The following is a 26,473-nucleotide window of genomic DNA, read 5'->3' as shown; positions in this document are numbered from 1 at the left end:
GTGCAAGCGGAATCGAGCTGAGTCACAGGTTCATCGGCCCGACATGGGCTTCAGGGCTGGATGACGGATGCGGCGGATTGGCGCGGCTGTAGGAATTGCGCGCGAATTGCCGATTCTTTTTTGAATCTTTCTTCGAAGGACGCTTGCGCGATGCCGGGTCGTCGAGCATTGGCGCGATGGCTCGCGAACCGGGCCCGGTCGGCGTCGTGTAGCGCGCAGCTCGAATGGCAAGCGCGTTGTGCATTCCGGGCGAATGTGCCGAGGTGAAGGCCGTCAGGAAGAGATCGACGACGCCCTCGATGTCGGGTGCGAAGAAGTCCAACCAGTGACGATCGTGCCGACCTTGGGCGCCGCATCGGGCCCCGACGGAAGCGAAGCCGACTGGGCCAAGGCCGTGCCGCCTGCGAGCAAGAAGGCGGCGGCGATGAAGAGGGTGCGGACTGCCATGGGATGCTCTTTGCGGGGTGGATGTTCCAGGGACATCTCACGCAACGTGCCAACGCCGAGATCTTTTGAGATCAATGACTTACGGAAACTTCTGCGCCCGCATGCGGATGATTCGGGGACAGCGTGCGTCCGCTTTTCGGACACCCTCCATTGCGCAACGCAGGAAGAGCACGGTCAGCGGGATGATGTTGGCCAGCCGCTGATTGCCGGGATGCGCACCTTTGAAGCTTCGAGCTTCTGTCTTGAATCGCCGGTACTTCGCCCAAGTCGTTGCAACACAGGTATCGATAGCCTGAGTGCCACCTGACGGTTCGCGACTGAAAAGAAAAGAACCGCGTTGAAGAGAAATTCTCTTCAATGCTGTCAGCGCCAATTTCTCGGTGCCCGTTAGGTTCTTCCCGTGCCGCGATGCACGCTAATCGAGAAGAACAATGAGCAATACATCTTCATTCTCCATTGTCAAAATTTCGGCAATGACCTTGGCACTTCTGGCCGCGGGCTGTGTCGTGCAGCCACCGCTGGTGTCCCATGCCACGGTTCAACCCGTGCCGGTCGCATCTGTCGCTCCGCGTGTCGTCAGCGTGTATGTCGATCCGCCGCTGTATCAGCCTCCGCCGATTGCCGTGGCATGGGCGCCGCCGCCCATGCTGGTGGAGAGACCGCCGTCACCTCCCTTCGCGGGGGCAGTCTGGACTGGTGGCTATTGGACATGGCAGGGCAACTGGGTGTGGGCCGCGGGACGTTGGGCCTCGCCGCCCGAACCGGGCTATAGCTGGGTGCAGCCGTACTACGAGCATCGCGATGGCATGGTGGTCTTCATCACCGGCCATTGGTCGGCACCGGGCGTCGCGTTCATTCCGCCGCCGCCGGGTCTTGGCCTGGTGGTTTCAGCCGCGGCAGCAGGCGTGGTGGCCGGGCTCGCACCCATCGGGCCGCAAGGCGTATTCGTTCCCGCACCGCCCGGCTCGCGCCTCGGCCTGATCGTGCCGGCACCCGTGGGAACTCCACCCGCGGTGGTCGTCAGCGCACCGCCGGTGACCAACGTCGGCATGCGCGTGCAGAACACGACCATCTACAACGTGACGAACACCACGACGAACGTCACGAATGTCACGAACATCAACAACACGCGCACGGTCACGGTGGTGGCGCCCGCCAGCGCCACGGCCAGCGGCCGCTCCTTTGAAGCAGCAGTTCCGGCAAGTGCCCATCTGGCCGCCGCGCTGCCTTCCGTGGTGCATGCGATGGCCCCCGTCCCGGAGAGCGCGAAGCCGGTCGCGGCGCTTGTGCCTGGGCATCCGCCCGTCGCCCCCCGGCCTGTCGAGCCTGCGCGGCAGACGGCCGCAGTGCCGCCGCAGATCCAGGTGGCACCTGCTGAGGGGCATCCCCGGGTCGCGCCACCCCCTTTTGCGGCCAAGGTGGTCGAGCCCGCCGTGCCGGCCGCAGCCTCCGCTCGGCTGACGCCTGAAGCGCCGCGAAGGGCGGAACCTGCGGCAAGCGCACAGCAGCGGCCGCCATCCGTTGCCCCCGCATCGGGGGAGAGAGAACGCCAGGTCGATGCACCACGCCGATCGGAAGCGCAACAGGCCTTGCGCATGCATGAGCCGATGCCGAAAGAGCGCCCGGCACCTCCTGTGCACGTCCAGGCGGGGCACCCACCGGCTTCGCCTCAGCATGTCGAACAGCCGAAGAAGGAAGAGCACCGGGAGTAGGGCAGCGGTGCCGCGCTCGGCCGCACGGCCAGGCAAGTCGATGCCCAACAGGACGACTGTCGGGCCATGGCGCAAGCTCAAAGCACTTCGCCGTTCACGCTGTGCGCTTCGATCACCCATCCGCTGCCCGTGACGAGCGGATGCGCCGCGCCTTCCGCCTGGACCTGATCTCCGGGCTTCAGTTGCAGGCGCTCCATGCCTTGCGGACGGAGGTGAACGAAGTCGCCGCTGTCCAGAACGACGCCATTGGCGGCGCCATGCTTCGCAAAATTCAGGCGCACGACCTTTCCATGCACCTGCGTTTCTCGTGCAGCCGAGTGGGTCGCGCGACCGTCGACGGCGGCCAGTCGCTCGAAGTGGTAGACCACGTGTTCGCCGTCGCCCTTCGGTGAAGGTCTGGCTTCGCGGCCTTCGACGACCAGCGCCTGGTCGCGACGAAGGCTCAGCAACTGGGCGACGCTGGCGGCGTCGTCGGGATCGATCGCGAACTGCGTGACGATGCCTTCGGTTTCGATCAACAGCCCTTCGATGCCGCCTTTGGGGCTGTAGATCAGGTGCTGGAAGCGGCCCTTCACGGACCAGATGTCGTCGTGCTCGGCGGGCTGATGGTGATGTGGCATGGGGAGGTCCTCGGAAGCTTGTGTGGGGTGGATGTCCCCAGGACATCTCACGCAACGTGCCAGCACCGCAATCCTTTGAAATCAACGACTTGCGATCGCCGCCGCGGCGGCATCCGGATGATCTGGGGACAGCGGGCGTCCGCTTTCCGGACACCGCGGCACGGCAGCGATGTCATGCAGTTTGAACGACGGTGCCATGGAGGCCACGCGCCCGCGCCGATCCAATCGATTGCGTTGACATGCCATCGGGCGCATGTCCGAACACAAGAGGCACACCATGGATTTCGAACTCAACCCCGCGCAACGCGATCTTCAGCAGCGCGCACGCAGCTTCATCGGGACGGAAGTCCTGCCGCACTACCGCGAATGGCCGGTCGCCAACAGCGACTACAGCCCCGAGCTCAACGCGCACCTCAAGGGAAAGCTGGCCGAGTACGGCCTGGCCAAGCTGATCGTGCCCAAGGAATTCGGCGGCCAGGGCCTGGGGCCGATGGAGGACGTGATCGTGCTGGCCGAGTTCTCGAAGTCGCCGCGCCGCATGCCCGGCGGGCCGTTCGCGCCCTGGCCGGTGCTCTACCAGGCGCCCGAGAAGATCCGCGAGAAGTACCTCTATCCGGTGCTCGAGGGCAAGACCGGCTGGTCGATGTGCTTCACCGAACCCGAGGCCGGCTCCGACCTCGCGGGGATCCGCACGACGGCCGTGCGAAAAAGCGACCACTGGGTGCTCAACGGCACGAAGATGTGGCGCACCGGCCATCACTTCGCGTCGTACACGGCGGTCGCGGCGGTCACCGATCCGAGCAAGGGGCCGAAGGGAATCAGCGTGTTCCTGGTCGACAACGACACGCCGGGCTTCACGAAGTCGCGCGACATCCCGGTGATCGCGCGGCAATGGGGCACGGAGCAGGAGGTGCGGCTCGAGAACGTGATCGTGCCGGCCGAGAACCTGCTGGGCGCGGAGGGCGAGGGCTTCTCCATCGCGCAGCACCAGTTCAACCGCTTCCGCCTGCGCCTGGGCGGCACCGCGCTCGGGATGGCCGAGCGCAGCCAGGAGCTGGCGGTCGAATACGCGCGCGAGCGCAGGGTGTTCGGCAAGGCGCTCGGCGACAACCAGGCGATCCAGTGGATGCTGACCGACAACCAGTACGACATCGAATCGATCCGCCTCAACACCTACTACGCGGCCTGGATGGTGGCGCGCGGCGGCTACTCGGCCTCGCGGATGCAGGCGGCCATGGTGAAGGCCTACTGCGTGGATGCGGGCCTTCGCGTGATCGACCGCTCGATGCAGGTGCTGGGCGGCCGCGGCCTCGCGATCGAGGACTATCCCTTCTTCGACTTCCACAACCTGCTGCGCATGTGCAAGCAGATGGAGGGCTCGACCGAGATCATGAAGATCGTGATGGCGCGCGAGATCCTGTCGGGCGAACTCAACTGAGACAGAAGACGGCGGCCCGGGCGGCCGCCGCCTTCACGCGACCACGACGATCTTGCCGAGCGCGCCGCGCGCATCGAGTCGCGCGATGGCCGAAGGCGCATCGGCCAGCGCGAAGGTCTCGGTCACTTCCGGCTGCAGCAGGCCCTCGCGCCACATCGCGAGCAGCGAGTGCACGTTGCGGTCGTTGAGCTTCGGGTCTTCCTGTACGAAGCTGCGCCAGTCCACGCCGACGATGTGGCGGCTCTTGAGCAGCGCCAGGTTGAGCGGCACGCTCGGGATGCCGGCGGTGAAGCCCACCACCAGGTGGCGGCCGCCGCGGCGCAGGCTGCGCAAGGCGGGTTCGGTGTAGCCGCCGCCGACCGGATCGAACACCACGTCGCAGCCGTCGCCGCCCACCGCCTCCTTGATGCGGCGTGCGAGCGCCTGCTGCGCCTCCCTGCCTTCGACCTGCTGTTCGTAGACGAGGCCGCCCGACGCACCGCGCGCCATCGCGAAGGCCAGCTTGGAGGGCGAGGACACGGCGGCCACCACGCGGGCCCCCAGCGCATGCGCGACCTCGACCGCGGCCGACCCCACGCCGCCCGCGGCGCCGAGCACCAGCACCGTCTGCTTCGCTTGCAGCTGGGCGGCGTCGCACAGCGCGTGGTAGGCGGTGGCATAGGCGAACATGAAGGCGGCCGCCTGCGTGCGCGGCGTGTCGGCCGGCACGCGCACGCAGCGCTGTTCGGCCACGGCGATGCGATCGGCCATGGCGCCCCAGCCGCAGCGGCCGATGACGAGGTCGCCCTCGCGCAGGCCCGACACGCCCCGGCCCGCCTGCTCCACGACGCCGCAGAACTCGCTGCCGGGAACGAAGGGCCGCTCGGGCCTGACCTGGTAGAGGTCGCGGATCAGCAGGCCGTCGGGGTAGTTGACGCCCACCGCAGCGATCTTCACGAGCACCTCGCCGTCGGCGGGCACCGGATCCGGCAGCTCCTGCCACACCAGCGTCTCCGGTCCCCCGGGGCGATGACTCACCCATGCTTTCATGTTCGGCTCCTTTGGTTGGCGCCATGATGAAAGGCCCGTCCGGCCCGCGCCATGACCGCCGCGCGCAACCCGCATGGCGCGGCGCGCAGGGGTCATGGGGAACGAGCGCGACGGTCATCGCGGCCATGCAGGCGCGACGGCACCATGCAGCGATGAACGACGAGACGAAGAAAGCATCCCCATCGCCCGCCGGCCCGCTGCGCGGCCTGCGGGTCGTCGAGTTCGCGGGCCTGGGGCCGGTCTCCTTCACCGCGATGCTGCTCGCCGACATGGGCGCGCGGGTGGTTCGCATCGAGCGTCCCGGCGCGGTGGCAATGGAGCACGGCGCCACGATGCGCGGGCGCGAACGCCTCGCGCTCGACCTGCGCTCGACGGAAGGCCTCGCGACGGCGCGCGAGCTGCTGCGCCATGCCGACGTGGCGATCGAGGGCTTCCGGCCCGGCGTGATGGAAAGGCTGGGTCTCGGTCCTGCCGAGCTGTTCGCGTTGCGGCCCGCGCTGGTGTTCGGCCGCATGACGGGCTGGGGGCAGGAGGGTCCGCGCTCCCAGCAGGCGGGCCATGACATCGACTACCTCGCGGTCGCGGGCGCGCTGCATCCCATCGGTCCCGCCGAGGAACCAAGCGTGCCGCTGAACCTGGTCGGCGACTATGGCGGCGGCGCGCTCTACCTGGCCGTGGGCGTGCTCGCGGCGCTGCACGAGGCGGCGCGCAGCGGGCGCGGCCAGGTGGTCGATGCCGCGATCTGCGACGGCGCGGTGTCGCTGCTGTCGCTGATCCATGGCCTGCGCGCCGCATCGCGCTGGCACGACGAGCGGCAGTCCAACGTGCTCGATGGCGCCGCGCCGTACTACCGCAGCTACCGCTGCGCGGATGGGCTGCATCTGGCGGTGGGCGCGATCGAGCCGCAGTTCCATGCCGAGTTCCTCGCGCGCCTGGGCCTGGACGGCAAGGCCTTCGCGCAACACGATCGCGACCGCTGGCCCGAACAGGCGCGCGCGCTCGAGGCGCTGTTCGCACGCGAGCCACGCGCGCATTGGGAGGCGCTGTTCCAAGGCAGCGATGCCTGCGTGGCGCCCGTCAACAACCTCGCCGCAAGCACGCGCGACCCGCACCTCGTGGCACGCCAGGTCTTCGTCGAACTCGAAGGCGAACTGCAGCCGGCACCAGCCCCGCGCTTCAGCCATTCGCCTTCGCTGCCGCGGCCCGCGACATCCGTGGTGGCCGATGCGCAGTGGCTCGCGGACTGGGCACGGCCCGCGAACCCCGGACCCTGAACTCAGGACGCCGGCGGATTGGCCCGGTACTCGGTCGGCCCCGTGCCCGTCCAGCGCCGGAAGGCCCGGTGGAAAGTGCTGTACTCGGCAAAGCCCAGCCGCAGCGCGATGGTCTCGAGCTTCACATGGCCCTGGCGCACCATGTCGAGCGCCGCGCGGCGGCGCACGTCGTCGCGCAGCTCCGAGAAGCCGCAGCCTTCATCGACCAGGTGCCGCCGCAAGGTCACCGGTGTCAGGTGCAGCCGGGCCGCCACGTCGTCCAGGCTCATCGGCGTGCCCACCTGCGCGCGCAGGATGGACTTCACGCGGTCGCTCACGCGGCTGTGGTCGTAGTAGCGCGTGATGAGCGTGCGCGGCGCCTCGGAGAGGAAACGGCTCAGGCGCTCTTCGCCGCCGATGATCGGCAGCGAGGCCAGGTGGCTTTCGAGCCGCAGCGCGGTGAACGGCTGCTCGAAGCGGATCTCGCGCGTGTCGTAGGTGCGCAGCGTTTCGGCGCTGGTCGGCCGGCGCGGGTACGAGAACTCGACCGCGGTCAGCGGAATGCGGCGGTCGACCAGCCAGCACATGAACTGGTAGAGCAGGAAGACGGTCGCGCCATGCAGGCTCACGTGCCGCTCGGGCGAGAGCGTGCGCAGCGGCTTGAGCCAGACGATGGCCTCGCCGCCCTCGCGGCGGATCTTGATCGAGAAGTCGTCGACCACCAGCGCATAGAAGCGGCCGATGACGACCAGCGCCTCGCCGAGCGTGCGGCAATTGACGATCAGCCGGCACAGGGTGTGGAAGGTGCCCGGCGGAATCGGCCGCGAGGCGATGCCCCAGGCCTCGTCGCGCGCGCGCCGCGCCAGCAGGATCAGGAAGCGCGTGAAGGCCTGCTCGGTGACGCGCAGCCCGCGCGTGTCGAGTTGCAGCGGATCGATGCCGGAACGGCGCAGCACGGCCTCGGCCTGCGCCGGCGGCAGGTCCGCGCTGCGCAGGAACAGTTGCACGAACCAGCCGGCGATCGGCGGCGGCGTGGCGCTCGGCGAGGGGCCGGGGACGGCGGTCATGAAGCGGGCGGGTACGGGGAAAGCGCGGGCATGCGCTTCGCATTGTCGCGCCGCCCGCACGAGCGACAGCGTCAATCGGCCGTGATGTTGAAGCGCCGGCTCAGCGCCTCCCAGTGGCGGTACTCGTTCTGCATCGCGGCCGTGATCTGCTCGGGCGTCTCGCTGCTGGGCTCCAGGCCGGCCAGCTGCAGCCGGCCGACCATGTCGGGCTCCTGCAGGATGGCGCGGATCGCGTTGCGCAGGCGCTCGGCCACCGGCGCCGGCGTGCCCGCGCGCAGGAACAGCCCCCACCAGCCGGTGTAGTCGAAGCCCGCATAGCCGAGCTCGTGCAGCGTGGGCACCTGCGGCAGCGCGGTCAGCCGCTTGCTGTGCGCCACCGCGATCGAGCGCAGTCCCTTGTCGCCCTGGCGCTCGATCGCGGTGGCGGCCGAGACGAAGGCCATCGGCACGCGCCCGCCCAGCATGTCCTGCAGCAGCGGGCTGGTGCCGCGGAAGGCCACGTGCGGCATCTCGATGTTCCAGGCCGCGCGCAGCTGCTCGCCGTAGATGTGCGAGGTCGAGCCCGCGCCATAGGAGCCGAACGAGAAGTTGCCCGGGTTGGCCTTGGCCGCGCGCGCGAGGTCGGCCAGGCTCTGGTAGGGGCTCGACGCGGGCACCACCAGCACCACCGCCTGCCGGCCCAGCAGCACCAGCGGCTCGATGTCCTTCGCGAAGTCGTAGGGCGGCTTGCCGCGCGACAGCGCGATGTTCTGGATCAGGCTCGTGATGTGGAACAGCATCGTCAGCCCGTCGGGCGGCTGGCGCAGCAGGTACTGCGTGCCGATGAGTCCGTTGGCGCCGGCCTTGTTGTCGACCAGCACGGTGCGCGCGAGCACCTCCTGCAGGCGCTGCGCGAGCGGGCGCACCACGGGGTCGGCGGCGCCGCCGGCGGCATAGGGCACGAGCAAGGTCAGCGGCCGGGTGTCCTGCTGCGCGCTGGCCAGTTCGGGCAGGCCGGCCAGCGAGGCCACCACGGCCATCGTCCAGTGCCTGCGTCCGATGTCGATCGTCATGGTCGGGTCTCCGTCACGGTTGGGAAGCGGGCGCGGCGAGCGCGCGGTAGCGGTCGCGCACGACGCGCTTGAGCAGCTTGCCGGTCTCGGTGCGCGGCAGGTCGGTCGCGAAGTCCACGCTGCGCGGGCACTTGATGGCCGACAGGTGGGCGCGGCAGTGGTCGATGAGCTGCTGCGCGGTCGAGGCATCGGCGAGCGCGGGGTCCTTGAGCTGGACCACGGCCTTCACCTCCTCGCCGAACTCGGCATGCGGCACGCCGATGACGGCCACCTCGTGCACCAGCGGGTGGTCCTGCAGCAGGTTCTCCGCCTCCTGCGGATAGATGTTCACGCCGCCCGAGATGATCATGTTGGCGCGCCGGTCCGTGAGGTAGAGGTAGCCCTCCGCATCCACGTGCCCGATGTCGCCGAAGGTGCCCCAGCCCTGCGGCGTGTGGGTCTCGGCGGTCTTCACCGGATCGTTGTGGTACGCGAAGCTCGGGCCGCCCTCGAAGCAGACCAGGCCGTCGACCATCGGCGCGCATTCGCCGCCGTCGTTGCCGACGATGTGCAGCACGCCCTGCTTCGCGCGGCCCACCGAGCCGGGGTGCGCGAGCCATTCGGGCGCCGAGATCGCGGTGGCGCCGGCGCGCTCCGATCCCGTGTAGTACTCCCAGACGATCGGGCCCCACCAGTCGATCATGCGGCGCTTGACCTCGAGAGGGCAGGGCGCCGCCGCATGCAGCGCCAGCCGGTGGCTCGAGAGGTCGTGGGCCGCGCGCCGCTCGGCCGGCAGCGCGAGCAGGCGGATGAACATCGTCGGCACCCATTGCGAATGGGTGACGCGCCAGCGCGCGATCGCCGCGAGCGCGCCTTCGGCATCGAAGCGGCGCATCAGCACCACCGTGCCGCCGAAGGCCACGCAGCGCACGCTGAAGCGCAGCGGTGCCGCGTGGTAGAGCGGTGCGGGCGAGAGATAGACGCTCGCGGGATCGAAGGCGAAGAACGAGAGCCAGTCGCCCGCGAGCGCCTTGCGCAGTTGCTGGTCCTCGAGCTTGTGCTTGATGCCCTTGGGCCGGCCGGTGGTGCCCGAGGAGTAGGCGAAGTCCAGGCCCAGGGGCCGATCGGGCAGCGGCGGCACCGGGCCGTCGCCCGCGACGAGCGCGCGGTAGCTCGCGGCGCCTTCGATGGGATCGTCGGCGTCGATGCAGAGCACTTCCTCGAGCGGCGCCGGCCAGGCCGAGCGCTCGGCCCAGGGCCGCAGCGCCATCTCGGTCAGCAGGATGCGCGCGCCCGAGTCCCGCAGGATGTAGTCGATCTCGCCCGGCGTGAGGTGCGTGCTGATCGGCACGTAGTAGAGGCCGGCGCGGCGCGCGGCGAAGGTGAGCTCGAAGTATTCGAGCCGGTTGCCCAGCAGGATCGCCACCACCTCGCCGGCCTCGAGGCGGGCCGCGAGGAACTGCGCGAGCCGCGCCGAGCGTTCGTGCAGGCTTCGGTAGTCCAGCGTTTCGCCGGTCTCGGCGAGGATGGCGGCCGGTCGTGCGGGGGCCTCGGCGGCGAAGCGCGCCAGGCCGTCAAGGACGGGTTCTTTCGGTGGCAAGACGGTCTCCGTGTGGCCCTGGCCACCTGCGGTGGCGCGGACCTTGTCTCTCGTTCAATGGTCCGAGGATACGAAGCCGGGTCGGCGCACGGCATGACCGGGCCGATCAAACTGCATGACGCGCGGCGAAGGCGCCCTGGCCGGACCTCAGGCGCCCGGCTGCAGGCCGCCGGCCGACAACGCAGTGAGCTCGACCTGCCCGCCGCGGGGATCGCGCCATGGAAAGGCCATGGCCGCCAGCACCGTGTACTCGGCCGCCCTCGCCTCGTGGTGCGGCGTGCCGGCGTCCTCGGCCAGTGCGGGATGGCACATCAGCACATCGCCGCTGCGTGCCGCGGACAGCCAGGCGAGCAGGCGCCGCCGGTAGCCGGTCACCCCGCCCGCGAAGTCGTAGACCCCGAGCAGCCCCCGGCTGGTCGGGATCGACCGTCGCGCGGCTTCGTGCACCAGCGCACGGCCTCCCAGCGCGTGGATGACCCGGGGCTTGAGCGCCGCGGCGCCGGGCTGCGTGTTGCGCAGCCACGGCGGCGCGGCCGTGTAGCGGCGCGACAGCTCCTCGAGCAGCAGCTCCCGCACCATCGGCAACTGGTGCACGTGCCGGTGCCCGTCGACGAAGGCGGGCGCGCGGCCCAGGCCGTCCTCGAAGCGCGCGAGCTGTTCGGCGATGGTCTGGCGCAGATGGCGCCGCGGCGCGGACCGCGTGTAGCAGCGCAGGATCAGCGGGCCGAGGCCGGGCTCCCCGGCGCGCGGTGTCCGCGGCGGGGTCAGGTCCAGGTGCAGGCCGACGTCGACGCGCACGGCATCGACGCGCCGCAGCGCGGGCAGGCCCCGGGGCCAGGCTTCGCGCAGCACGAGGCAGCCGGTGGCCGAGAGGTTGCCCCGCGCGATCAGGTCGAGCACCGCCGCGTTGATGCCGGGGCTCATGCCGAAGTCGTCGGCGCAGATGCAAAGCCGCTGCGTTCTGGCCGCGGATGCGGTCATGGCTCCTCGGCTTCCAGCCCGTGGCCGCGCTGCTCGCGCACCACGTAGACGGGCCGGCCCTTGACCTCCTCGAAGATGCGGGCGACGTACTCGCCGAGGATGCCGGTGGAGATCATCTGCACGCCGATGAAGAACATCAGGCTCACGACGATGGTGGACCAGCCCGACACCTCGTTGCCGAAGCACATGTAGTCGAGGACCACGTAGCTGCCGTAGCCGAAGGCCGGCAGCGCGAGCATCAGGCCGGCCACGCTGACCATGCGCAGCGGCCAGGTGGTGAAGGAGGTCAGGCCGTCGAGTGCCAGCTTGAACAGGCGCCGCGCGTTGAAGCGGCTGCGCCCCTCGGCGCGCGGCGCCGGCGTGTAGGGCAGCGCCACGGCGCGAAAGCCGACCCAGGCGTAGAGGCCCTTCATGAAGCGGCTGCGCTCGGGCAGCTTCAGCAGCGCATCGACCACCTTGCGGTCCATGAGCCGGAAGTCGCCCGCGTTCTCGGGCACCGCGAAACGGTCGGAGGCATTCAGCAGCTTGTAGAACAGGCGCGTGCTCAGCGTCTTGAGCGGCCCTTCGTCGCTGCGGTCCTGGCGCACCGCATAGACCACCTCGGCGCCCGCGCGCCACTGGTCGATCATGGCGCGCACCAGCGCGGGCGAGTGCTGCATGTCGCCGTCGAGCAGCACCACCGCGTCGCCCCGGGCCGCGCCCAGTCCGGCGGTCAGCGCCGCTTCCTTGCCGAAGTTGCGCGACAGCGAGAGGCAGCGGATGCCCGGCCGCTGGCACCACTGCTCGATGACGGCATCGGTGTCGTCGGTGCTGCCGTCGTTGACCACGATCACTTCCCAACGCAACTGGGTGGCGCGCAGCATCCGGTCGAGTTCCGGCAGCAGCGCGCCGAGGTTGCGTGCCTCGTTGAAGCACGGAACGACGCACGAGATGCCCGGGACCGAGGCCGTCCGGGGCCGTTGCAGGTTCGAGAGATCGCGCAGGGGAGCGTTCATGGATGGGCTGGAGATTAAGGGCTCGTGGATAGGAAAGCACTCAATCCCATGCACGCGAAGCGACCCATTCCGCACGGTCAGTGCGGGGTCAGCATGACCGGCTCCGCGGGCGTCGCGGCCAGCGGCAGCCGCAACTCGAAGCGCGCGCCGCCGCCCGGCGCGTTCATGGCCTCGATGCGGCCCCCATGCACCTGCACCACGGCCTGCGACAGCGCGAGCCCGAGTCCCAGGCCCGGCGTGGCCTCGTCCGAACGCGCACCGGCGCCGCGGTAGAAGCGCTCGAACAGGTGCGGCAGTTCGTCGCTGCGGATGCCCGGGCCGTGGTCGGCGACGCGGACCACGGCCTCGCCGCCGCCGGGCGGTGCGAACACGTCCACGTGCACGGTGCCGCCATCGGGCGAGAACTTCAGCGCGTTGTCGAGCAGATTGGCCAGCGCCAGGTTCGCGGCACCGCGCGCCACGCGGACCGCGACCGGCTCCATCAGTTCGAGCCGCAACCGGACGCCGCGCTCGCGCGCCATCGGCTCGAGGCGGCGCAGCGCCTCCTCGGCCAGCTGATCGAGCGCCACCGTCTCCGCGGCCTCGCGTTCCTGGCCCGCATCGATGCGCGCCAGCACCAGCAGTTCCTCCACCAGCAGCGAGAGCGATTCCACCTCGTCGAGCGCCGAGCGCAGGGTCTGGACGTAGACCGCCGGTTCGCGCGGCCGGCGCAGCGCGAGCTCGAGCTCGGTGCGCAGCCGCGACAGGGGCGAACGCAACTCGTGCGAGGCATCGGCGGTGAAGCGCCGCTGCGCTTCCATGCCGTGCTCGATGCGCGCCAGCATCGCATTGAGCGTCTCGACGAGCCGGCCGACCTCGTCGGCGGTTCCGGGGGCCGGCAGGCGCTCGCTGAGGTTGGCGTCGCTGATGCGATGCGCCTGCTGCACCACGTCGTCGATGGCGCGGAAGGCGCGCCGCGTGATCAGCGTGCCGGCCAGGCCCAGCGCCAGCAGCAGCGTGCCGCCGAGCACGAGGAACAGCACGCTGGCCATCGCGACGGTGCGGTTGATGTCGTCGAGCGAACCGGCCACCTGCACCGCCAGCGTCGCGTCGCGGCCCGGCACCGGCACCGAGACCATGCGCGTGGGTTCCTCGCCGAAGCCCTCGAGCGTCTCGAACACGGTCTCGCCCGCGGCGAGCCGCGCGCGCAGCAGCGGCGGGATCGGCAGCTGGGCCTCGCCCAGGTTGGCGCTGCGCGCGAGCACGCGGCCATCGGGGCCGACGATCTGCACCAGCCGGTCGAGCCGCACGAAGGAGGGCGCGCCGGGGCCGGACGGTGCCTCGTGCACCGTGGCCGCGGTGCCCGGGCCGGCCGACAGCAGCATGCCGAGCTCGGTCTCGGCCAGCGCCAGCAGCGCGGCGTCGAGTTCGCGGTGCACGTTGCGCGAGAACACCGCGTAGGCGCCGAAGGCCGCGATGGCCATCACCACCACGGTCACGCCGACCTGCACCAGCACCAGCCGCCGGCGCAGGCTAATAAGCATGCGCGCCGTCCGCCGCCGCGAGCCGGAAGCCGCGCCCGCGCACGGTCTGGATCAGCGGCACCGCCGGCGCCGCGTCGACCTTGCGGCGCAGGTTGCCCACGTGCACGTCGATCAGGTTGTCGATGCCGATCAGGTCGTCCTTCCACACCTGCTCGGCCAGCCGCGCGCGGCTCACGACCTCGCCGGCATGGCGCAGCAGCATGTGCAGGATCGCGAACTCCTTGCGCGTCAGGTCCAGCGCCGTGCCGCCGCGCCGCGCGCTCTGGCGCTGCGGGTCGAGGCTCAGGTCGGCCAGCGACAGGATCACGGGCCGCATGCTCTCGGGGCGCCGCAGCAGGGCGCGCACGCGCGCCAGCAGCTCGTCGAAGGCGAAGGGCTTGGTCAGGTAGTCGTCGGCACCGGTGTTGAGGCCGGCCACGCGGTCCTGCAGGGCGTCGCGCGCCGTGAGCATCAGCACCGGCGTGCCGCAGCCGCGCCGGCGCAGGTCGCCGCACAGGGCCAGGCCGTCGCGGCCCGGCAGCATCCAGTCGAGGATCAGCAGGTCGTAGGTCTGGACGAAGGCCTTCTCGTCGCCCGCCTCGGCCGTGTGCACCGCATCGACGACGAAGCCTTCCTCCTCGAGGCCGCGCGCGAGCAGCCGGGCCGCCTTGCGGTCGTCTTCGATCAACAGGATTCGCATGGCGCGGATCATCCCGCCGCTACCTGACTGCCCGCTGCCCACGGTGCGCGTGGCATCGATGCGTCGCGGTCGCGAACCTGAAGACGTCTTCAGGATTTCTTCGGGCGTTCTTCAGCCGCGCCTTTCTACGCTGTGGCACCGGCGAAGGCAACGGGCCGCATCGCCGCGACGCATCCACTGTCATGAAGAACTCCCTGCACAAGACCCTCCTCGCGCCCGCCGCCGCGGGCGTGCTGGCCTGCGCGGCCCTGTACGCGGTCTGGTTCCACACCGCCGCGCACGGCGCCCAGGCCACGGCCGCGCCCGCGCCGCTGCTGGTGCGCGAGGGCCACCGCCTCAGCGTGCCCGCGGGCTCTCCCTTGCGCGAGCGGCTGCAGGTCGCCGCCGCCACCGAGGGCGCGCGTTCGCACGTGCTGAGCCTGCCCGCGACGGTGGAGGCGGACCCGGCGCGCACCGTCAACATCCTGCCGCCGCTGGCCGGGCGCCTGCTCGAGCTCAAGGTGCGCCTCGGCGATGCGGTGCGCGCCGGGCAGCTGCTCGCGACGATGGCCTCGCCCGATCTCGCGCAGGCCGTGGCCGACGCGCAGAAGGCGCGCGATGCGCTCGCGCTGGCCGAGCGCGCGCTCGCGCGGGCGCAGGGCGTTAACGAGGCCGGCTCCAACGCGGCCAAGGACGTGGAGGCGGCACGCAGCGCGGTGGTGCAGCAGACGGCCGAGCTGCGGCGCAGCGAGGCGCGCCTGCACGGCATCGGCGCGAGCGCCGGCGATGGCCGGGTGCTGCGCATCGTCGCGCCCATGGCCGGCACCGTCACCGCGCTGAATGCCGCGAGCGGCGCGGTGCTCAACGACGCCAACGCGGCGCTGATGACCGTCTCCAACCTCGAGCGCGTCTGGGTCACGGTCGGCGTGCCCGAGGACCTGCTGGGGCTGGTCGCCGCGGGCCAGAACGCGACGGTGACGCTGGCCTCGCAGCCGGGGCGCCGGTTCGCGGGCCAGGTCGCCTTCGTGAGCGCGGCGCTCGATGCCGACACGCGCCGGGCCCGGGCGCGGATCGTGTTCGCGAACCCCGAGGGCGTGTTCAAGCCCAACATGTACGCAAGCGCGGCGCTCGAGCTGCCGCAGGCCGCGCAGCCGCAGGTGCCGAGCTCGGCCCTGCTGATGAACAACGACAGCGTGAGCGTGTTCGTCGAGGTGCAGCCATGGACCTTCGAGCGGCGCGCGGTCGAGCTCGGGCGCGAGGACGGCGACCGGGTGCGCATCCGCGGCGGCCTCGTGGCCGGCGAGCGCGTGGTGGTCCGTGGCGGCGTACTGCTCAATGATTAATCTCGTCATTTCCCAGTTCCTGCGCCGCCGGCACCTGGCCTGGGCGCTGTCGGTCGCGCTGGTGCTGTTCGGCGCCTGGTCGTGGACGCAGATGACCGTCGAGGCCTATCCCGACCTCGGCGACGTCACGGTGCAGGTGACGACGCAGGTCAACGGCCTGGCTTCGGAAGAGATGGAGCAGCAGATCACCACGCCGCTGGAGCGCGCGCTGAGCAACACGCCGGGGCTGGCCTCGATCCGCTCGAGCAGCACCTTCGGCCTGTCGCTGATCACGCTGACCTTCAAGGACGGCACCGACGACTACTTCGCGCGCCAGCGCGTGACCGAGCGCATCGGGCAGGTCAGCCTGCCGGCGGGCGCGCAGCCCGCGCTCGGGCCGGTGGCGGGGCCGGCGGGCGAGATCTACCGCTACACGCTCGAGTCCGACCGCATGAACCTGATGGAGCTGTCGGAGCTGCAGCGCTGGAAGGTGATCCCGGCCCTCAAGCAGGTGGCGGGCGTGGTCGACGTCAACAACTTCGGCGGCTTCACGCGCGAGTTCCAGCTCGAGCTCGATCCCGCGCGGCTGCAGGCGCACGGGCTGGTGCTCAACGACGTGGTGTCGGCGATCAACAACGGCAGCGCCAACGCGGGCGGCGGGCGCATCGCGCGCGGCGAGCAGAGCTACGTGGTGCGCGGCATCGGCCAGATCCGCTCGCTCGACGACCTGGGCGCGGTGATGGTGTCGAACAGCGGCGGCGCGCCGGTGCTGGTGCGCGACCTCGGGCGGCTGCAGTTCGGGCACCAGGAGCGCGGCGGCATCCTGGGCAAGAACACCGACCCCGACACGATCGAGGGCATCGTGCTGATGCTCAAGTACGAGAACCCCTCGCGCGTGCTCGAGGGCGTGCACCGGAAGATCGACGCGCTGCAGGCCGAGCTGGCCCCGCTGGGCGTGCGCATCGTGCCCTACATCGACCGCGACGACCTGGTGAAGCTCACGGTCGACAAGGTGACGCACACCGTGCTCGAGGGCATGGCGCTGGTGTGCTTCGTGCTCATCCTGTTCCTCGGCAGCCCGCGCAGCGCGGTGGTCGCGGCGATGGCCATCCCGATGTCGCTGGTGACGGTGTTCATCGTGATGCACTTCACCCGCATGCCGGCCAACCTGTTCTCGCTCGGCGCGATCGACTTCGGGATCATCGTGGACGGCGCCATCGTGGTGATGGAGGCGATCCTGCGGCGGCGCGAGGAGGAACCGAACGCCACGCTCACCGAGGGCAACATCCTCGAGACCGTGAGCCACGTGTCGGGGCCGATCTTCTTCGCCACGCTGATCATCATCACGGCCTACTTCCCGCTGTTCGCCTTCGAGCGCGCCGAGGGCAAGCTGTTCCGGCCCATGGCCTTCACGGTCGGCTACGCGCTGGTCGGCGCGCTGCTGTGCGCGCTCACGCTGATCCCGAGCCTGGCCTACGTGGCGCTGCGCAAGCCGCGGCGTCCCTTCGTCAACCGGCCGTTGCTGTGGCTCACCGCGGCCTACCGGCGCGCGCTCGACCTGCTGCTGGGGATGCCCGCCATCGCCTACGGCCTGGGCGTGGCCGCGCTGCTGGCGGTGGCCGTGCTCGGCGCCACGGCCGGGCGCGAGTTCCTGCCCGACATCGACGAGGGCGCGCTGTGGCTGCAGGTGCAGCTGCCCTCGGGCCTGTCGCTCGACAAGGCCAGCGAGATGGCCACCGAGCTGCGCCACGTGCTGCTCGAGTACCCGGAGGTCTCCTACGTGGTCACGCAGCTGGGCCGCAACGACGACGGCACCGACCCCTGGACGCCCTCGCACATGGAGGTGCCGGTGGGCCTCAAGCCCTATGCCGAATGGCCCGCGGGCATGCACAAGGCCGACTTCGTGCGCATGCTGGGCGAGCGCTTCGCGCGCATGCCGGGCTTCGACGTGGGCATCAGCCAGCCGATCATCGACGGCGTGAACGACGCCGTGGGCGGGGCCCACAGTCCGCTGGTGCTGCGCATCTACGGCGACGACCTCGCGGAGAGCCGGCGCATCGGCAACCGGATCGTCGAGCTGCTGGGCACGGTGCGCGGCACGGCCTCGGCCTCGCTGTTCCAGGAGCCACCGATCCCGCAGGTGGTGATCCGGCTCGACCGCGAGGCGGCCGCGCGGCTGGGCGTGAGCGCGGCCGACGTGGCGGGCCTGGTGCAGACCGGCATCGGCGGCGCGCCCGTCATCACGGTGTATGCGGGTGCGCGCACCTACAACGTGTCGGTGAAGCTGCCGGCCAGCGCCAAGGGCGGCACCGAGGCCATCGGCGCGCTGCTGCTCAACGGCGCCAACGGCGCGAAGGTGCCGCTCGCGCAGGTGGCCGACATCCGGCTGCAGACCGGCGAGAGCACCATCTCGCACGAGATGAACGAGCGCCAGATCACGGTGCGCGTGGACAACCGCGACCGCGACCTGGCCTCCTACCTCGAGGAGGCGCGCGCGCGCATCGCGAAGGAAGTGCCCTTCGATCCCGCGAAGTTCCGGCTGCAGTGGGCCGGCCAGTTCGAGAACCAGCAGCGCGCGCAGGCGCGCCTGGGCGTGTCGCTCGCGATCGTGGTCGCGATCATGGCGGTGCTGCTGTTCTTCCAGTTCGGCAAGATCCGGCACGTGGCGCTGATCCTCGGCGTGGTGCCGATGGCCACGCTCGGCGGGCTGATCGCGGTCCACCTCGCGGGCGAGACGCTCAACATGGCGACCGCGGTGGGCTTCATCGCGCTGTTCGGCGTGTCGATACAGAACGGGATCATCATGGTCGCCAACTTCCGCCGCGTGCGCGGCGAGGGGCTGGCGCTGCGGGCCTCGGTGCTCGAGGGCGCGACCGAGCGGCTGCGCCCGGTGCTGATGACGGCCTCGGTGGCCTCGGTCGGCATGCTGCCCGCGGCGCTGGCCACGGGCGTGGGCACCGACGTGCAGCGCGGGCTGGCCACGGTGGTGGTCGGTGGCCTGGTGGTGTCGACCCTGCTCACGCTGTTCATCCTGCCGGCCTTCTACTACGCGATGGAGCGGCTGTTCGAGCGCAAGGGCTGGGGCGTGCGCTCGCGGCGCGATCGTTGAAGCGGAGAGAACGATGAACAAGAGCATTCCCGCCGCGTTGGCCGTCGCGCTGTGCCTGGCCGGCTGCGCGGCCGGTCCCGACTACGCGCGCCCGCCGCTCGATCTGCCCGCGCGCTACACGGCCGCGCCGCCGCTGGCCGAGGCCGGCGAGGGCGTGCCGCTGCCGCGGCTGGCGCCCGGCCTCGACATCCCGGCCCAATGGTGGGCCGCCTTCCACAACGAGCCGCTGAACGCGCTGGTGGCGCAGAGCCTGGCCGGCAACCCTGGCGTGGAGGCCGCCGACGCGGCGCTGCGCGCGGCACGCGAGAACGAGGCGGCCCAGCGCGCGGCCTTCTGGCCCGTGCTGACGGCCGGCCTGGCGCCCACGCGCCAGCGCGTGGCGAATGCGGTCGCGAGCCCGGTGTCGTCGAACGCGAGCCTCTACACGCTGCACACGGCACAGCTCAACGTGAGCTATGCGCCCGACGTGTTCGGCGCCACGCGCCGGCAGGTCGAGGGCGCGCAGGCGCAGACCGAGGCGCAGCGCTTCCAGCTGCTCGCCGCGCGGCTCACGCTCAGCAGCAACGTGGTGGCGGCCGCGATCGCCGAGGCCTCGCTGCGCGCGCAGCGGCGTGCCACGCTGGCGATCGCTGAGAGCCAGTCGCAGGCGCTGCAGGCCTATCGCCGCCAGCTCGCGCTGGGGCAGGTCGCGCAGGCCGACGTGGAGGCGCAGGCCGCCCTGCTGGCCGCGACCGAGGCCGCCGTGCCCGCGCTCGACAAGCAGCTCGCGCAGCAACGCAACCAGCTGGCGGTGCTCGGCGGCCACTACCCGAGCGAGGAGGTGGCCGCGCGCTTCGAGCTCGACACGCTGGCATTGCCCACCGAGCTGCCGCTCGCGCTGCCCGCCCTGCTGGTCGAACACCGGCCCGACGTGCGCGCCGCCGAGGCCCAGCTGCAGGCCGCGAGCGCGGCCATCGGCGTCGCGGTGGCGGCGCGGCTGCCGGCCGTGACGCTGAGCGCCAACCTCGGTTCCTCGGCCTACACCTTGTCGCAGCTGTTCCGTTCGCCCGCGATGTTCTGGACCGTGGCGGCCGGCGTCGCGCAGCCGCTGTTCGATGCCGGTGCGCTCGGCCACCGCGAGGCAGCTGCGCGCGCCTCGTTCGACGAGGCGGCCGCGCAGTACCGCGCGACCGTGCTCTCGGCCTTCCAGGACGTGGCCAACACGCTGGCCGCCATCGATGCCGACACGCGCGCGCTGCAGGCATCGGTGCGGGCCGAGCGCACCGCCGCACAGGCGCTCGCGCGCACCCGTGCGCAGCTGCAGTGGGGCGATGCCAGCGCGCTGGCGCTGCTGCTCGCGCAGCAGCAGCAGGCGCAGGCCGAGATCAACATCGTGCAGGCGCGCGCGCAGCGGCTCACCGACGCGGCCGCGCTGTTCCAGGCGCTCGGCGGCGGCTGGTGGAACGCGCCCGCCGATCCACGGCCGCCGACGGCTGCCCCGGTCGCTTCTTCCTTGTCTTCTTCTTCTTCTTCTTCGAGCGCAACGCCATGAACATCAGCCGCCACGAGATGGGCCCGCGCTTCAGCGAGATGGTGACCGTCGACCTCGGCGCCGCCCGCCTGCTCTACCTGTCGGGGCAGGTGGCGGAGAACCCCTCGCTCGACGTGACCGGCCAGATGCGCCAGATCCTGCGCCAGATCGACGACCTGCTCGGCCTCGAGGGCGCCACGCGCGAGAACCTGGTCAGCGTCACGATCTACCTGCGCACGGTGGGCGACTACGCCGCGATGAACGCGGTGTGGGACGAATGGGTGCCGGCGGGCCACACGCCGGCGCGCGCGACCGTGGGTGCGAGGCTGATCGATTCGGAGTACCGCGTGGAGATCCAGGCCACCGCCGCGGTGGGAGCGCGCGGCTGATGCGCGGCCTCGGCTGCGTGCTGGCGGCGTGCCTGTTCGCGCTGGCCGGCTGTGCCGGGCTCGCGGCCAGCCATGCCGACTTCGTGGCCGGCTGGCGCACCGGGCGCGTCGAAGCCCTGGGCCGCGCCGACGAACTCGCGCGCGGCATGTACCACGACTGCGCGCCGCGGGCCGGTGCGGACGAACCCTATGCGGTCGTGCGCTACCACGACGGCGGACTGCGCACGCGCGCGCTCGGCACCACGCGCCTGCCGCCGGACCTGCGCGTCGGCGACACCGTGCGCGTCGACGTGCTCGATTGCAGCGCGCCGCTTGAGCTGCTCTCGCGGCCGGCGCCCGCCGACGCATCGTGAGGGCCGGGCGACGCGCCCGAAGTCAGGCGGCGGTGGGGTGCGGTCCCTATAAATCCCGCCCATGACTTCTGGATCGACGCCCGTGCCGGGCCGCTTTCTTTCCACCGCCGCCACGGCCCGCGAGCCGATCGAGCGCTGGATGCCCGCGTTGCTCGTGGCGCTGGTGCTGGCATGGGCCTGGCCGATGGTGGCGCTCGATGTCACGCCGCCCTGGGACAACGTGGAGGAGCTGTTCTGGAGCGGCAGCCTGCAGTGGGGCTACTACAAGCATCCGCCGCTGCCGAGCTGGCTGCTGAGCCTGCCGGTGGCGCTGCTCGGCCGGCAGCCGTGGCTGACCTATGTGGCCGGCGTGGGCTGCGGCGTCGGCGCGCTCTACCTGCTGTGGCGCTGGTCGCGCGAGATGATGACGCCGGCGCGCGCCGCCTTCGCGCTGCTGCTGGGCACGCTGGTCACCTACCACGTGCAGCGCGCGGTGGTCTACAACCACAACACGGTGCAGCTGCTGCCGCTCGCGGGCTACTGGTGGATGCTGTGGCGCGTGCTGCGGCCGGCCGGAAGCGGCCGCGCCGACTGGGTCTGGCTCGGGCTGTTCGCGGCCCTGTCGATGCTCACCAAGTACAGCGCCGCGGTGCAGTTCGCCGTGGGCCTGGGCTTCGTGGTCCGCCAGGGCCTATGGCGCGACGCGCGCGTGCGGCGCGACCTGCTGCTGGCCACCGGCCTCGCGTTGCTGCTGCTGTCGCCGCACCTGTGGTGGGTGCTGCAGCATGGCGACACCACGGTGCTCTATGCACGGCACTCGGTCCATTCGGTGCATGTACCCGGCAGGCACCTGCTGCCCCGGCCGGTGTTCGTGCTGCTGGTCCAGCTCGCGCGGCTGTCGCCGATGCTGCTGTTCATCGGCTGGGCCTGGTTCGCGCAGCGGCGCGAAGCGGCCACGCAGCGGGCGCCGCTGCCCGCCGCATTCGACCGGCGCTTCCTGGCCTGGGCGACCCTCGGTCCCACCGTGCTGGTGCTGGTCGCTTCGGCCTTGCTGCATTCGCGGCTGATTCCCGCCTGGCTCACGACCTTCTTCCTGCCGCTGGGCGTATGGGCGGCCGCCTCGCTGCCATGGCTCGACGTGGAGCGCTGGAGCCGGCGCCGGTGGCAGGCGGTGCTGGCGGTGGTGGGAGTGCTGCACATCGCCACCGCCTGGGGCTATGCCGGCGTCGACGGGGTCTGGAGCGCGCGGGCCGGCCGCGCCACGCGCGCCAACCTGCCATCGCAGCGGATCGCCGCGGCGGTCGAGGCGACATGGCGCGATCGCATGGGCGAGCGTCCGCTGACGCTGCTGGTCGGCGACACCTGGTTCGCGGGCGCCGTCGCGCTGCGGATGGATCCCGGCATGCGCCTGCTCATCGACGGCGACGAGCGGACCTCGCCCTGGCTGGCACCGGGCGTGCTGGCGCGCGAGGGTGGCATGGTGCTGATGCTCGACACGCGGCCGTTCCAGGCCGAGGGGCCGTTGCTCGAGCCCTTGATGAAGACCGTGGATTGCGCCGGCAGCATGGAGCTGCCGTGGACCGGCGAGGGGCCCGATCGTCGCGTGCGCCTGCGCTGGGGCATCGTGCTGGCGGAGAACGAACGGGGCGCGCCGGGCATCGCCTGCGGCCACGATCCGCAGGCGAGCGCCGCGCGCTGAGCCGGCCGCCGCGCGCCGAGCGCGATCAGTGCCCGGCCGGAAAGCGCAGCGTGACCGCGAGGCCACCCCAGGCGCTGTCCGACAGCACGACCGTGGCGCCGTGCATCGCCGCGATGTCGCGCACGATCGCCAGTCCCAGCCCGCTGCCGTCGCCGGTCGCGTCGCGGCCGCGCACGAAGCGCTCGAGCACGGCCTCGCGCTCGTCCTCGGGGATGCCCGGTCCCGAGTCGCTCACGCGCAGCGCGGGCGGATCGCTCTCGAACTCCACCAGCACGCGTCCGCCCGGCGGCGTGTAGCGGATCGCGTTGTCGAGCAGGTTGCTCAGCGCGTCGGCGATCAGCTCGGGCTGCACCGCGACGCACACCGGCCGCTCGGGCGCCGCGAGTTCCAGCTCGATCGCGCGCGCCGAGGCCTGCTCGATGTGCGTCGCGCCCACGTCCTGCGCCAGCGCGACGAGGTCGATGCGGCGCCGGTCGAGGTCGGCGCGCGCCTCGGGGTCGAGGGCGCCGAAGGTCAGCAGCTGCTGCACCAGCCGGCCCGAACGCTGGATCGAGCCGCCGAGCTCGTCGACGATGCGCCGCATCGCCTGCGGATCGGGCGCCTCGCTGGCACGCGCGAGCCCGAGCTGCAGGCCGGTCAGCGAGGTGCGCAGCTGGTGCGCCGCGGTTGCGGCGAACTGCCGCTCGCGCGCCAGCATGGTCCGGATGCGCGCGAGCAGCTCGTTGTGCGAACTCGCGAAGGCCTGCAGCTCGCGCGGCACTTCGTCCACGCCGATGGGATCGAGCGAGGCATGCGAGCGCTCGTTCCAGCGCGTGGCGATGGCCTGCAGCGGCCGCACCGTGCGGCGCACCGCGATTGCGATGGCCAGCGCCGCCGCCACGACCAGCGCGACGACGGGCCACAGCAGCACCCAGAGTTCCTGCTCGGCGCGATGGCGCTTGGTCAGCGTCTCGCCCATCAGCATCGTGACCGGCGCGGCGCCGGGCCGCGTCAGCTCGACCCGCACCACGCGCACCGGCTGGCCCAGGTACTCGGCATCGAAGGCTTCGCCGCGGCGGTAGTGCACGCGCGCGGTGCCGCCGTCGGGCAGGCCGGGCTGCCCGGCGAGCAGGCGGTCGGACTGCGTGACGCTGAACCAGTTCTGGTCGATCTCGTCGAACAGCAGCATGGCCTTGAGCTGCGGCGACATGTCGATCGCCGCGATGCCCCGGTCGTCGTAGCGCAGCAGCGCGATGCTCGAGCGCGCGGCATCGAGCAGCCAGCGGTCGAACACGCGCTCGATCACCGCGTGCGTGTAGTGAAGGCCGAAGCCGCCGGCCACGGCCATCATCGTGATCAGCGGCAGCATCAGGCGCAGCAGCAGTTCGCGCCGCAGCCAGCGGATGCGGCGCGGCGGTTGTGGTTGCTGTGGTGGCAACGCTTCCATCAGGCCTCCTGCGCGCCGGGAGCGGCCGCGTCGAGCACCAGCATGTAGCCGAAGCCGCGCACCGTGCGCACCTGCACGCCCGCGTCGACCAGCTTGCGGCGCAGGCGCGAGACGTAGATCTCCGAGGCGCTGTCGCCGAGCTCGATGTTGCGCTCGGCCAGCGCATCGACCAGCGCGCGCTTGGCGACCAGCCGCGGCGCGCGCTGCATCAGCAGGCCCAGCACCTCGAACTCGCGCGGCGCCAGCTCGAGCACGCGGTCGTCCACGTAGGCCCGGCCCAGGTCGCCGCGCCAGGTCAGGCGGCCGTAGTGCAGGTGGTCGCCGCGCGCCACCTGGGCGCGGCGGCCGAGCACCTCGATGCGCGCATCGAGCTCCTCGGGCGCGAAGGGCTTGACCAGGTAGTCGTCCGCGCCGCCCTGCAGGCCCAGCACGCGGTCGGCCACGCGGCTGCGCGCGGTCAGGATCAGCGCGGGCGTGAGGCGGTCGCGCTGGCGCAGTCGCCGCAGCCAGTCCAGGCCGTCGCCGTCGGGCAGGTTGAGGTCGAGCACGATGAGCTCGAAGTCCTGCACGTCGCGCTCGGCCAGCGCGCGGTCGGCCTCGGCGAGGTCGCCGCAGCCGCGCACCACCCAGCCGCGCTGGCGCCAGCGCAGTTGCAGTTCCCGCGAGATCACGGGGTCGTCTTCGATCAGCAGCAGGAGCATCGCGGTGCGAGGCGGCGGGACGCGTGGGCGGAGGGGCCGCCATTGTCGGCCAGCGGCGGCGCGTTCACGAGGTCGGCGCGCGTTGCCACCAGCCGCCGCCCGAGGCCTGGAACAGCGCGGCGCTGTCGCCCAGGCGCGCGGCCTGCGCCTGCACGCGCACGAGCATCGCCTGGTCGTGGGCCTGCTGCGCATTGAGCAGCGCGAGGCGGTTGACGTCGCCGAGCCGCAGCTGGCGGCGCACCAGTTCCAGCCCGGTGCGGGCCTTCTCCTCGGCCAGCGCCGCGTCCTGCAGCGATTGCGCGTTGGCCTGGATCGACTGCAGCGTGTCGGCCACGTTCTGCAGCGCCGCGATCACGGTCGCGCGGTACTGCGCATCGGCCTGGCGCAGCCCTTCCTCGGCCGCGCGCTGGCGATGCTCGAGCGTGCCGCCGTCGAACAGGGTCTGCCCGACATTGCCCGCGAGGCTGAAGAAGCGCCCCGACTTCAGGAACATCTCGCCGAGCCGGCTGGCCGCGCCGCCCCAGCTCGCATCGATGGAGAACTGCGGCAGCCGGTCGGCCACCGCCACACCGACCTGCGCGCTGGCGGCATGCAGCTGCTCCTCGGCGGCGCGGATGTCGGGCCGCTGCTCTACCAGGCGCGAGGGCAGGGCCAGTGGCAGTTCGCGCGGCAGCACCAGCGCATCGAGGTCGAAGTCGATCGCGAGGTCCTCGTCGGGGCCATCACCGGCCAGCGCGCGCAGCAGGTTGTGCGTCTGCTCGCGCTGCTTGCGCAGCGGCGGCAGCTGCTGGCGCGCCTGCGCGAGCGCGAGCTCCTGCTGCGCCAGGTCCTGCCGCGCCGCGTAGCCGGCCCGCAGCTGGCGCTGCACCAGCGCCACCGCCTGCTCGTTGGCCTCGACGATGCCCTCGGCGATCGCGAGCTGCCGGCGCAGCAGCGCCTCCTGGATCGAGGCCGCCACCAGATTCGAGGCCAGCGTGAGGCGCGCCGCCTCGAGCTGGTAGCTTTGCATCCTCGCCTGCGCCTCGAGGCTCTCGAGCTGCCGCCGCTGGCCGCCGAAGATGTCGGGCGCATAGCCGACCGTGAGCTGCGCGGTGTGGAAGTTGTAGATCACCGGCGCGTTGAAGGGCGCGCTGCCGCCCTCGCTGGCCGGCGTGCCCTGGTAGGTGGAGATCACGCGGCCATTGCCCTGCACGCCCGGCGAGTTGCCGCCGAGGTTGCCCGCGATCTTGGTGCGCGCGGGCGAATAGCCGATGCCGACCGTGGGAAAGAAGAAGCCGCGCTGCGCGTAGACGTTCTCCTGCGCCGCGCGCAGCGCCGCCTGCGCGGCCTCGAGCGTGGGGCTGCGCGCGAGCGCGCGCGCGATCAAGGCGTCGAGGCGCGGCGAGCCGAACAGCGTCCACCAGTCGGCCTGGATGTCGCGTCCCGGCGCGAAGCGCTGCGCGTCGCCGCCGGGCACCGGTGCCGACGCGGTGTCGAGCGGCAGCGCCGACGGTGCATAACCTTTGGACGCGGGCGCATCGGGGCGTCGGAAGTCGGGGCCGACCGTGCAGCCGGCCAGCAGCGCCGCGCAGGCCAGCGCGAGCATCGGTCGAACGCGGGGACGGAACGGAGAGGAAGAGGCGTGCTTCATC

The 26,473-nt window shown here is 71.6% G+C and carries 22 protein-coding genes; 9 read left to right on the top strand and 13 right to left on the bottom strand.

The window, feature by feature from the left end; genetic code table 11:
• Window positions 1-22: 22 nt before the first annotated feature.
• Window positions 23-322, bottom strand: coding sequence for a hypothetical protein (locus tag AC07PU_RS20060; protein WP_495319828.1), 300 nt, complete (start codon window positions 320-322; stop codon window positions 23-25).
• Between the two features lie 556 nt (window positions 323-878).
• On the opposite strand from AC07PU_RS20060, the gene AC07PU_RS20055 reads away from it, so the two are divergent.
• On the top strand, window positions 879-2,159 hold the full coding sequence (locus AC07PU_RS20055) for a hypothetical protein (RefSeq protein WP_495319826.1): 1,281 nt from the start codon (window positions 879-881) through the stop codon (window positions 2,157-2,159).
• Window positions 2,160-2,236: 77 nt separating this feature from the next.
• On the opposite strand, the gene AC07PU_RS20050 is transcribed toward AC07PU_RS20055, so the two are convergent.
• Window positions 2,237-2,779: a hypothetical protein gene (locus AC07PU_RS20050; RefSeq protein WP_495319824.1), complete on the bottom strand. Its 543-nt coding sequence runs from the start codon at window positions 2,777-2,779 to the stop codon at window positions 2,237-2,239.
• Window positions 2,780-3,056: 277 nt separating this feature from the next.
• Here AC07PU_RS20050 and AC07PU_RS20045 point away from each other — a divergent pair, with 277 nt between their 5' ends.
• Entirely contained in the window at window positions 3,057-4,217 is a 1,161-nt protein-coding gene (locus tag AC07PU_RS20045) for an acyl-CoA dehydrogenase family protein (RefSeq protein ID WP_495319822.1), read from the top strand.
• A gap of 33 nt (window positions 4,218-4,250) precedes the next feature.
• Here AC07PU_RS20045 and AC07PU_RS20040 read toward each other — a convergent pair whose 3' ends face one another.
• Entirely contained in the window at window positions 4,251-5,246 is a 996-nt protein-coding gene (locus tag AC07PU_RS20040) for an NADPH:quinone oxidoreductase family protein (RefSeq protein ID WP_495319820.1), read from the bottom strand.
• A 152-nt stretch (window positions 5,247-5,398) separates the two neighbouring features.
• Between AC07PU_RS20040 and AC07PU_RS20035 the strand changes: the two genes are divergently transcribed.
• Window positions 5,399-6,520, top strand: coding sequence for a CaiB/BaiF CoA transferase family protein (locus AC07PU_RS20035; protein WP_495319818.1), 1,122 nt, complete (start codon window positions 5,399-5,401; stop codon window positions 6,518-6,520).
• Window positions 6,521-6,522: 2 nt separating this feature from the next.
• Here the strand turns inward: AC07PU_RS20035 and AC07PU_RS20030 are convergent, their stop codons facing one another.
• The 7 genes from AC07PU_RS20030 to AC07PU_RS20000 all read right to left on the bottom strand — a co-directional run bounded on the left by AC07PU_RS20030 (window position 6,523) and on the right by AC07PU_RS20000 (window position 14,375).
• Complete coding sequence (locus AC07PU_RS20030) at window positions 6,523-7,566, bottom strand: AraC family transcriptional regulator (protein WP_208513207.1); 1,044 nt, start codon at window positions 7,564-7,566, stop codon at window positions 6,523-6,525.
• 71 nt (window positions 7,567-7,637) lie between these two features.
• The gene (locus AC07PU_RS20025; RefSeq protein WP_495319816.1) at window positions 7,638-8,618 is read right to left on the bottom strand and encodes a Bug family tripartite tricarboxylate transporter substrate binding protein; all 981 of its coding nucleotides are present in this window, start codon (window positions 8,616-8,618) and stop codon (window positions 7,638-7,640) included.
• Between the two features lie 13 nt (window positions 8,619-8,631).
• Entirely contained in the window at window positions 8,632-10,197 is a 1,566-nt protein-coding gene (locus AC07PU_RS20020; protein ID WP_495319814.1) for an AMP-binding protein, read from the bottom strand.
• A 147-nt stretch (window positions 10,198-10,344) separates the two neighbouring features.
• Window positions 10,345-11,178 (bottom strand): ChbG/HpnK family deacetylase, encoded by an 834-nt coding sequence (locus tag AC07PU_RS20015; RefSeq protein ID WP_495319812.1) that lies wholly within the window; start codon window positions 11,176-11,178, stop codon window positions 10,345-10,347.
• Window positions 11,175-12,173, bottom strand: a complete 999-nt coding sequence (locus AC07PU_RS20010; RefSeq protein WP_093345303.1) for a glycosyltransferase family 2 protein — start codon at window positions 12,171-12,173, stop codon at window positions 11,175-11,177. Before AC07PU_RS20010 ends, AC07PU_RS20015 begins: the two co-directional genes overlap by 4 nt.
• Window positions 12,174-12,250: 77 nt before the next feature.
• Window positions 12,251-13,696 carry a sensor histidine kinase gene (locus tag AC07PU_RS20005; RefSeq protein WP_495319809.1) on the bottom strand — a complete coding sequence of 482 codons (1,446 nt, stop codon included), beginning with the start codon at window positions 13,694-13,696 and terminating at the stop codon, window positions 12,251-12,253.
• Window positions 13,686-14,375 carry a response regulator transcription factor gene (locus tag AC07PU_RS20000; RefSeq protein WP_495319807.1) on the bottom strand — a complete coding sequence of 230 codons (690 nt, stop codon included), beginning with the start codon at window positions 14,373-14,375 and terminating at the stop codon, window positions 13,686-13,688. The genes AC07PU_RS20005 and AC07PU_RS20000 overlap by 11 nt, the downstream gene beginning before the upstream one ends.
• A gap of 182 nt (window positions 14,376-14,557) precedes the next feature.
• On the opposite strand from AC07PU_RS20000, the gene AC07PU_RS19995 reads away from it, so the two are divergent.
• The 6 genes from AC07PU_RS19995 (at window position 14,558) to AC07PU_RS19970 (ending at window position 22,715) form a co-directional block, all read left to right on the top strand.
• A complete protein-coding gene (locus AC07PU_RS19995; protein WP_495319805.1) occupies window positions 14,558-15,697 on the top strand; it encodes an efflux RND transporter periplasmic adaptor subunit in 1,140 nt (379 codons plus the stop codon).
• Window positions 15,690-18,785, top strand: a complete 3,096-nt coding sequence (locus AC07PU_RS19990; protein WP_208513204.1) for an efflux RND transporter permease subunit — start codon at window positions 15,690-15,692, stop codon at window positions 18,783-18,785. Before AC07PU_RS19995 ends, AC07PU_RS19990 begins: the two co-directional genes overlap by 8 nt.
• A gap of 13 nt (window positions 18,786-18,798) precedes the next feature.
• Complete coding sequence (locus AC07PU_RS19985) at window positions 18,799-20,316, top strand: efflux transporter outer membrane subunit (RefSeq protein ID WP_495319803.1); 1,518 nt, start codon at window positions 18,799-18,801, stop codon at window positions 20,314-20,316.
• Window positions 20,313-20,684, top strand: coding sequence for a RidA family protein (locus AC07PU_RS19980; RefSeq protein ID WP_093345317.1), 372 nt, complete (start codon window positions 20,313-20,315; stop codon window positions 20,682-20,684). Before AC07PU_RS19985 ends, AC07PU_RS19980 begins: the two co-directional genes overlap by 4 nt.
• Window positions 20,684-21,037, top strand: coding sequence for a hypothetical protein (locus tag AC07PU_RS19975; protein ID WP_495319800.1), 354 nt, complete (start codon window positions 20,684-20,686; stop codon window positions 21,035-21,037). Before AC07PU_RS19980 ends, AC07PU_RS19975 begins: the two co-directional genes overlap by 1 nt.
• Window positions 21,038-21,098: 61 nt before the next feature.
• Window positions 21,099-22,715, top strand: coding sequence for an ArnT family glycosyltransferase (locus AC07PU_RS19970; protein ID WP_495319798.1), 1,617 nt, complete (start codon window positions 21,099-21,101; stop codon window positions 22,713-22,715).
• A 25-nt stretch (window positions 22,716-22,740) separates the two neighbouring features.
• Here AC07PU_RS19970 and AC07PU_RS19965 read toward each other — a convergent pair whose 3' ends face one another.
• The 3 genes from AC07PU_RS19965 to AC07PU_RS19955 form a co-directional block, all read right to left on the bottom strand.
• Window positions 22,741-24,141, bottom strand: coding sequence for a sensor histidine kinase (locus AC07PU_RS19965; RefSeq protein ID WP_495319796.1), 1,401 nt, complete (start codon window positions 24,139-24,141; stop codon window positions 22,741-22,743).
• Complete coding sequence (locus AC07PU_RS19960; protein WP_208508160.1) at window positions 24,141-24,842, bottom strand: response regulator; 702 nt, start codon at window positions 24,840-24,842, stop codon at window positions 24,141-24,143. Before AC07PU_RS19960 ends, AC07PU_RS19965 begins: the two co-directional genes overlap by 1 nt.
• Window positions 24,843-24,906: 64 nt before the next feature.
• Window positions 24,907-26,472 carry an efflux transporter outer membrane subunit gene (locus AC07PU_RS19955; RefSeq protein ID WP_495319794.1) on the bottom strand — a complete coding sequence of 522 codons (1,566 nt, stop codon included), beginning with the start codon at window positions 26,470-26,472 and terminating at the stop codon, window positions 24,907-24,909.
• Window position 26,473 lies beyond the last annotated feature (1 nt).

It is taken from the genome of Variovorax sp. GW821-FHT10D07 (assembly GCF_059415325.1).
The sequence above is the reverse complement of the archived record's forward strand: the minus strand, read 5'-3'. Positions and strand labels throughout refer to the sequence as shown.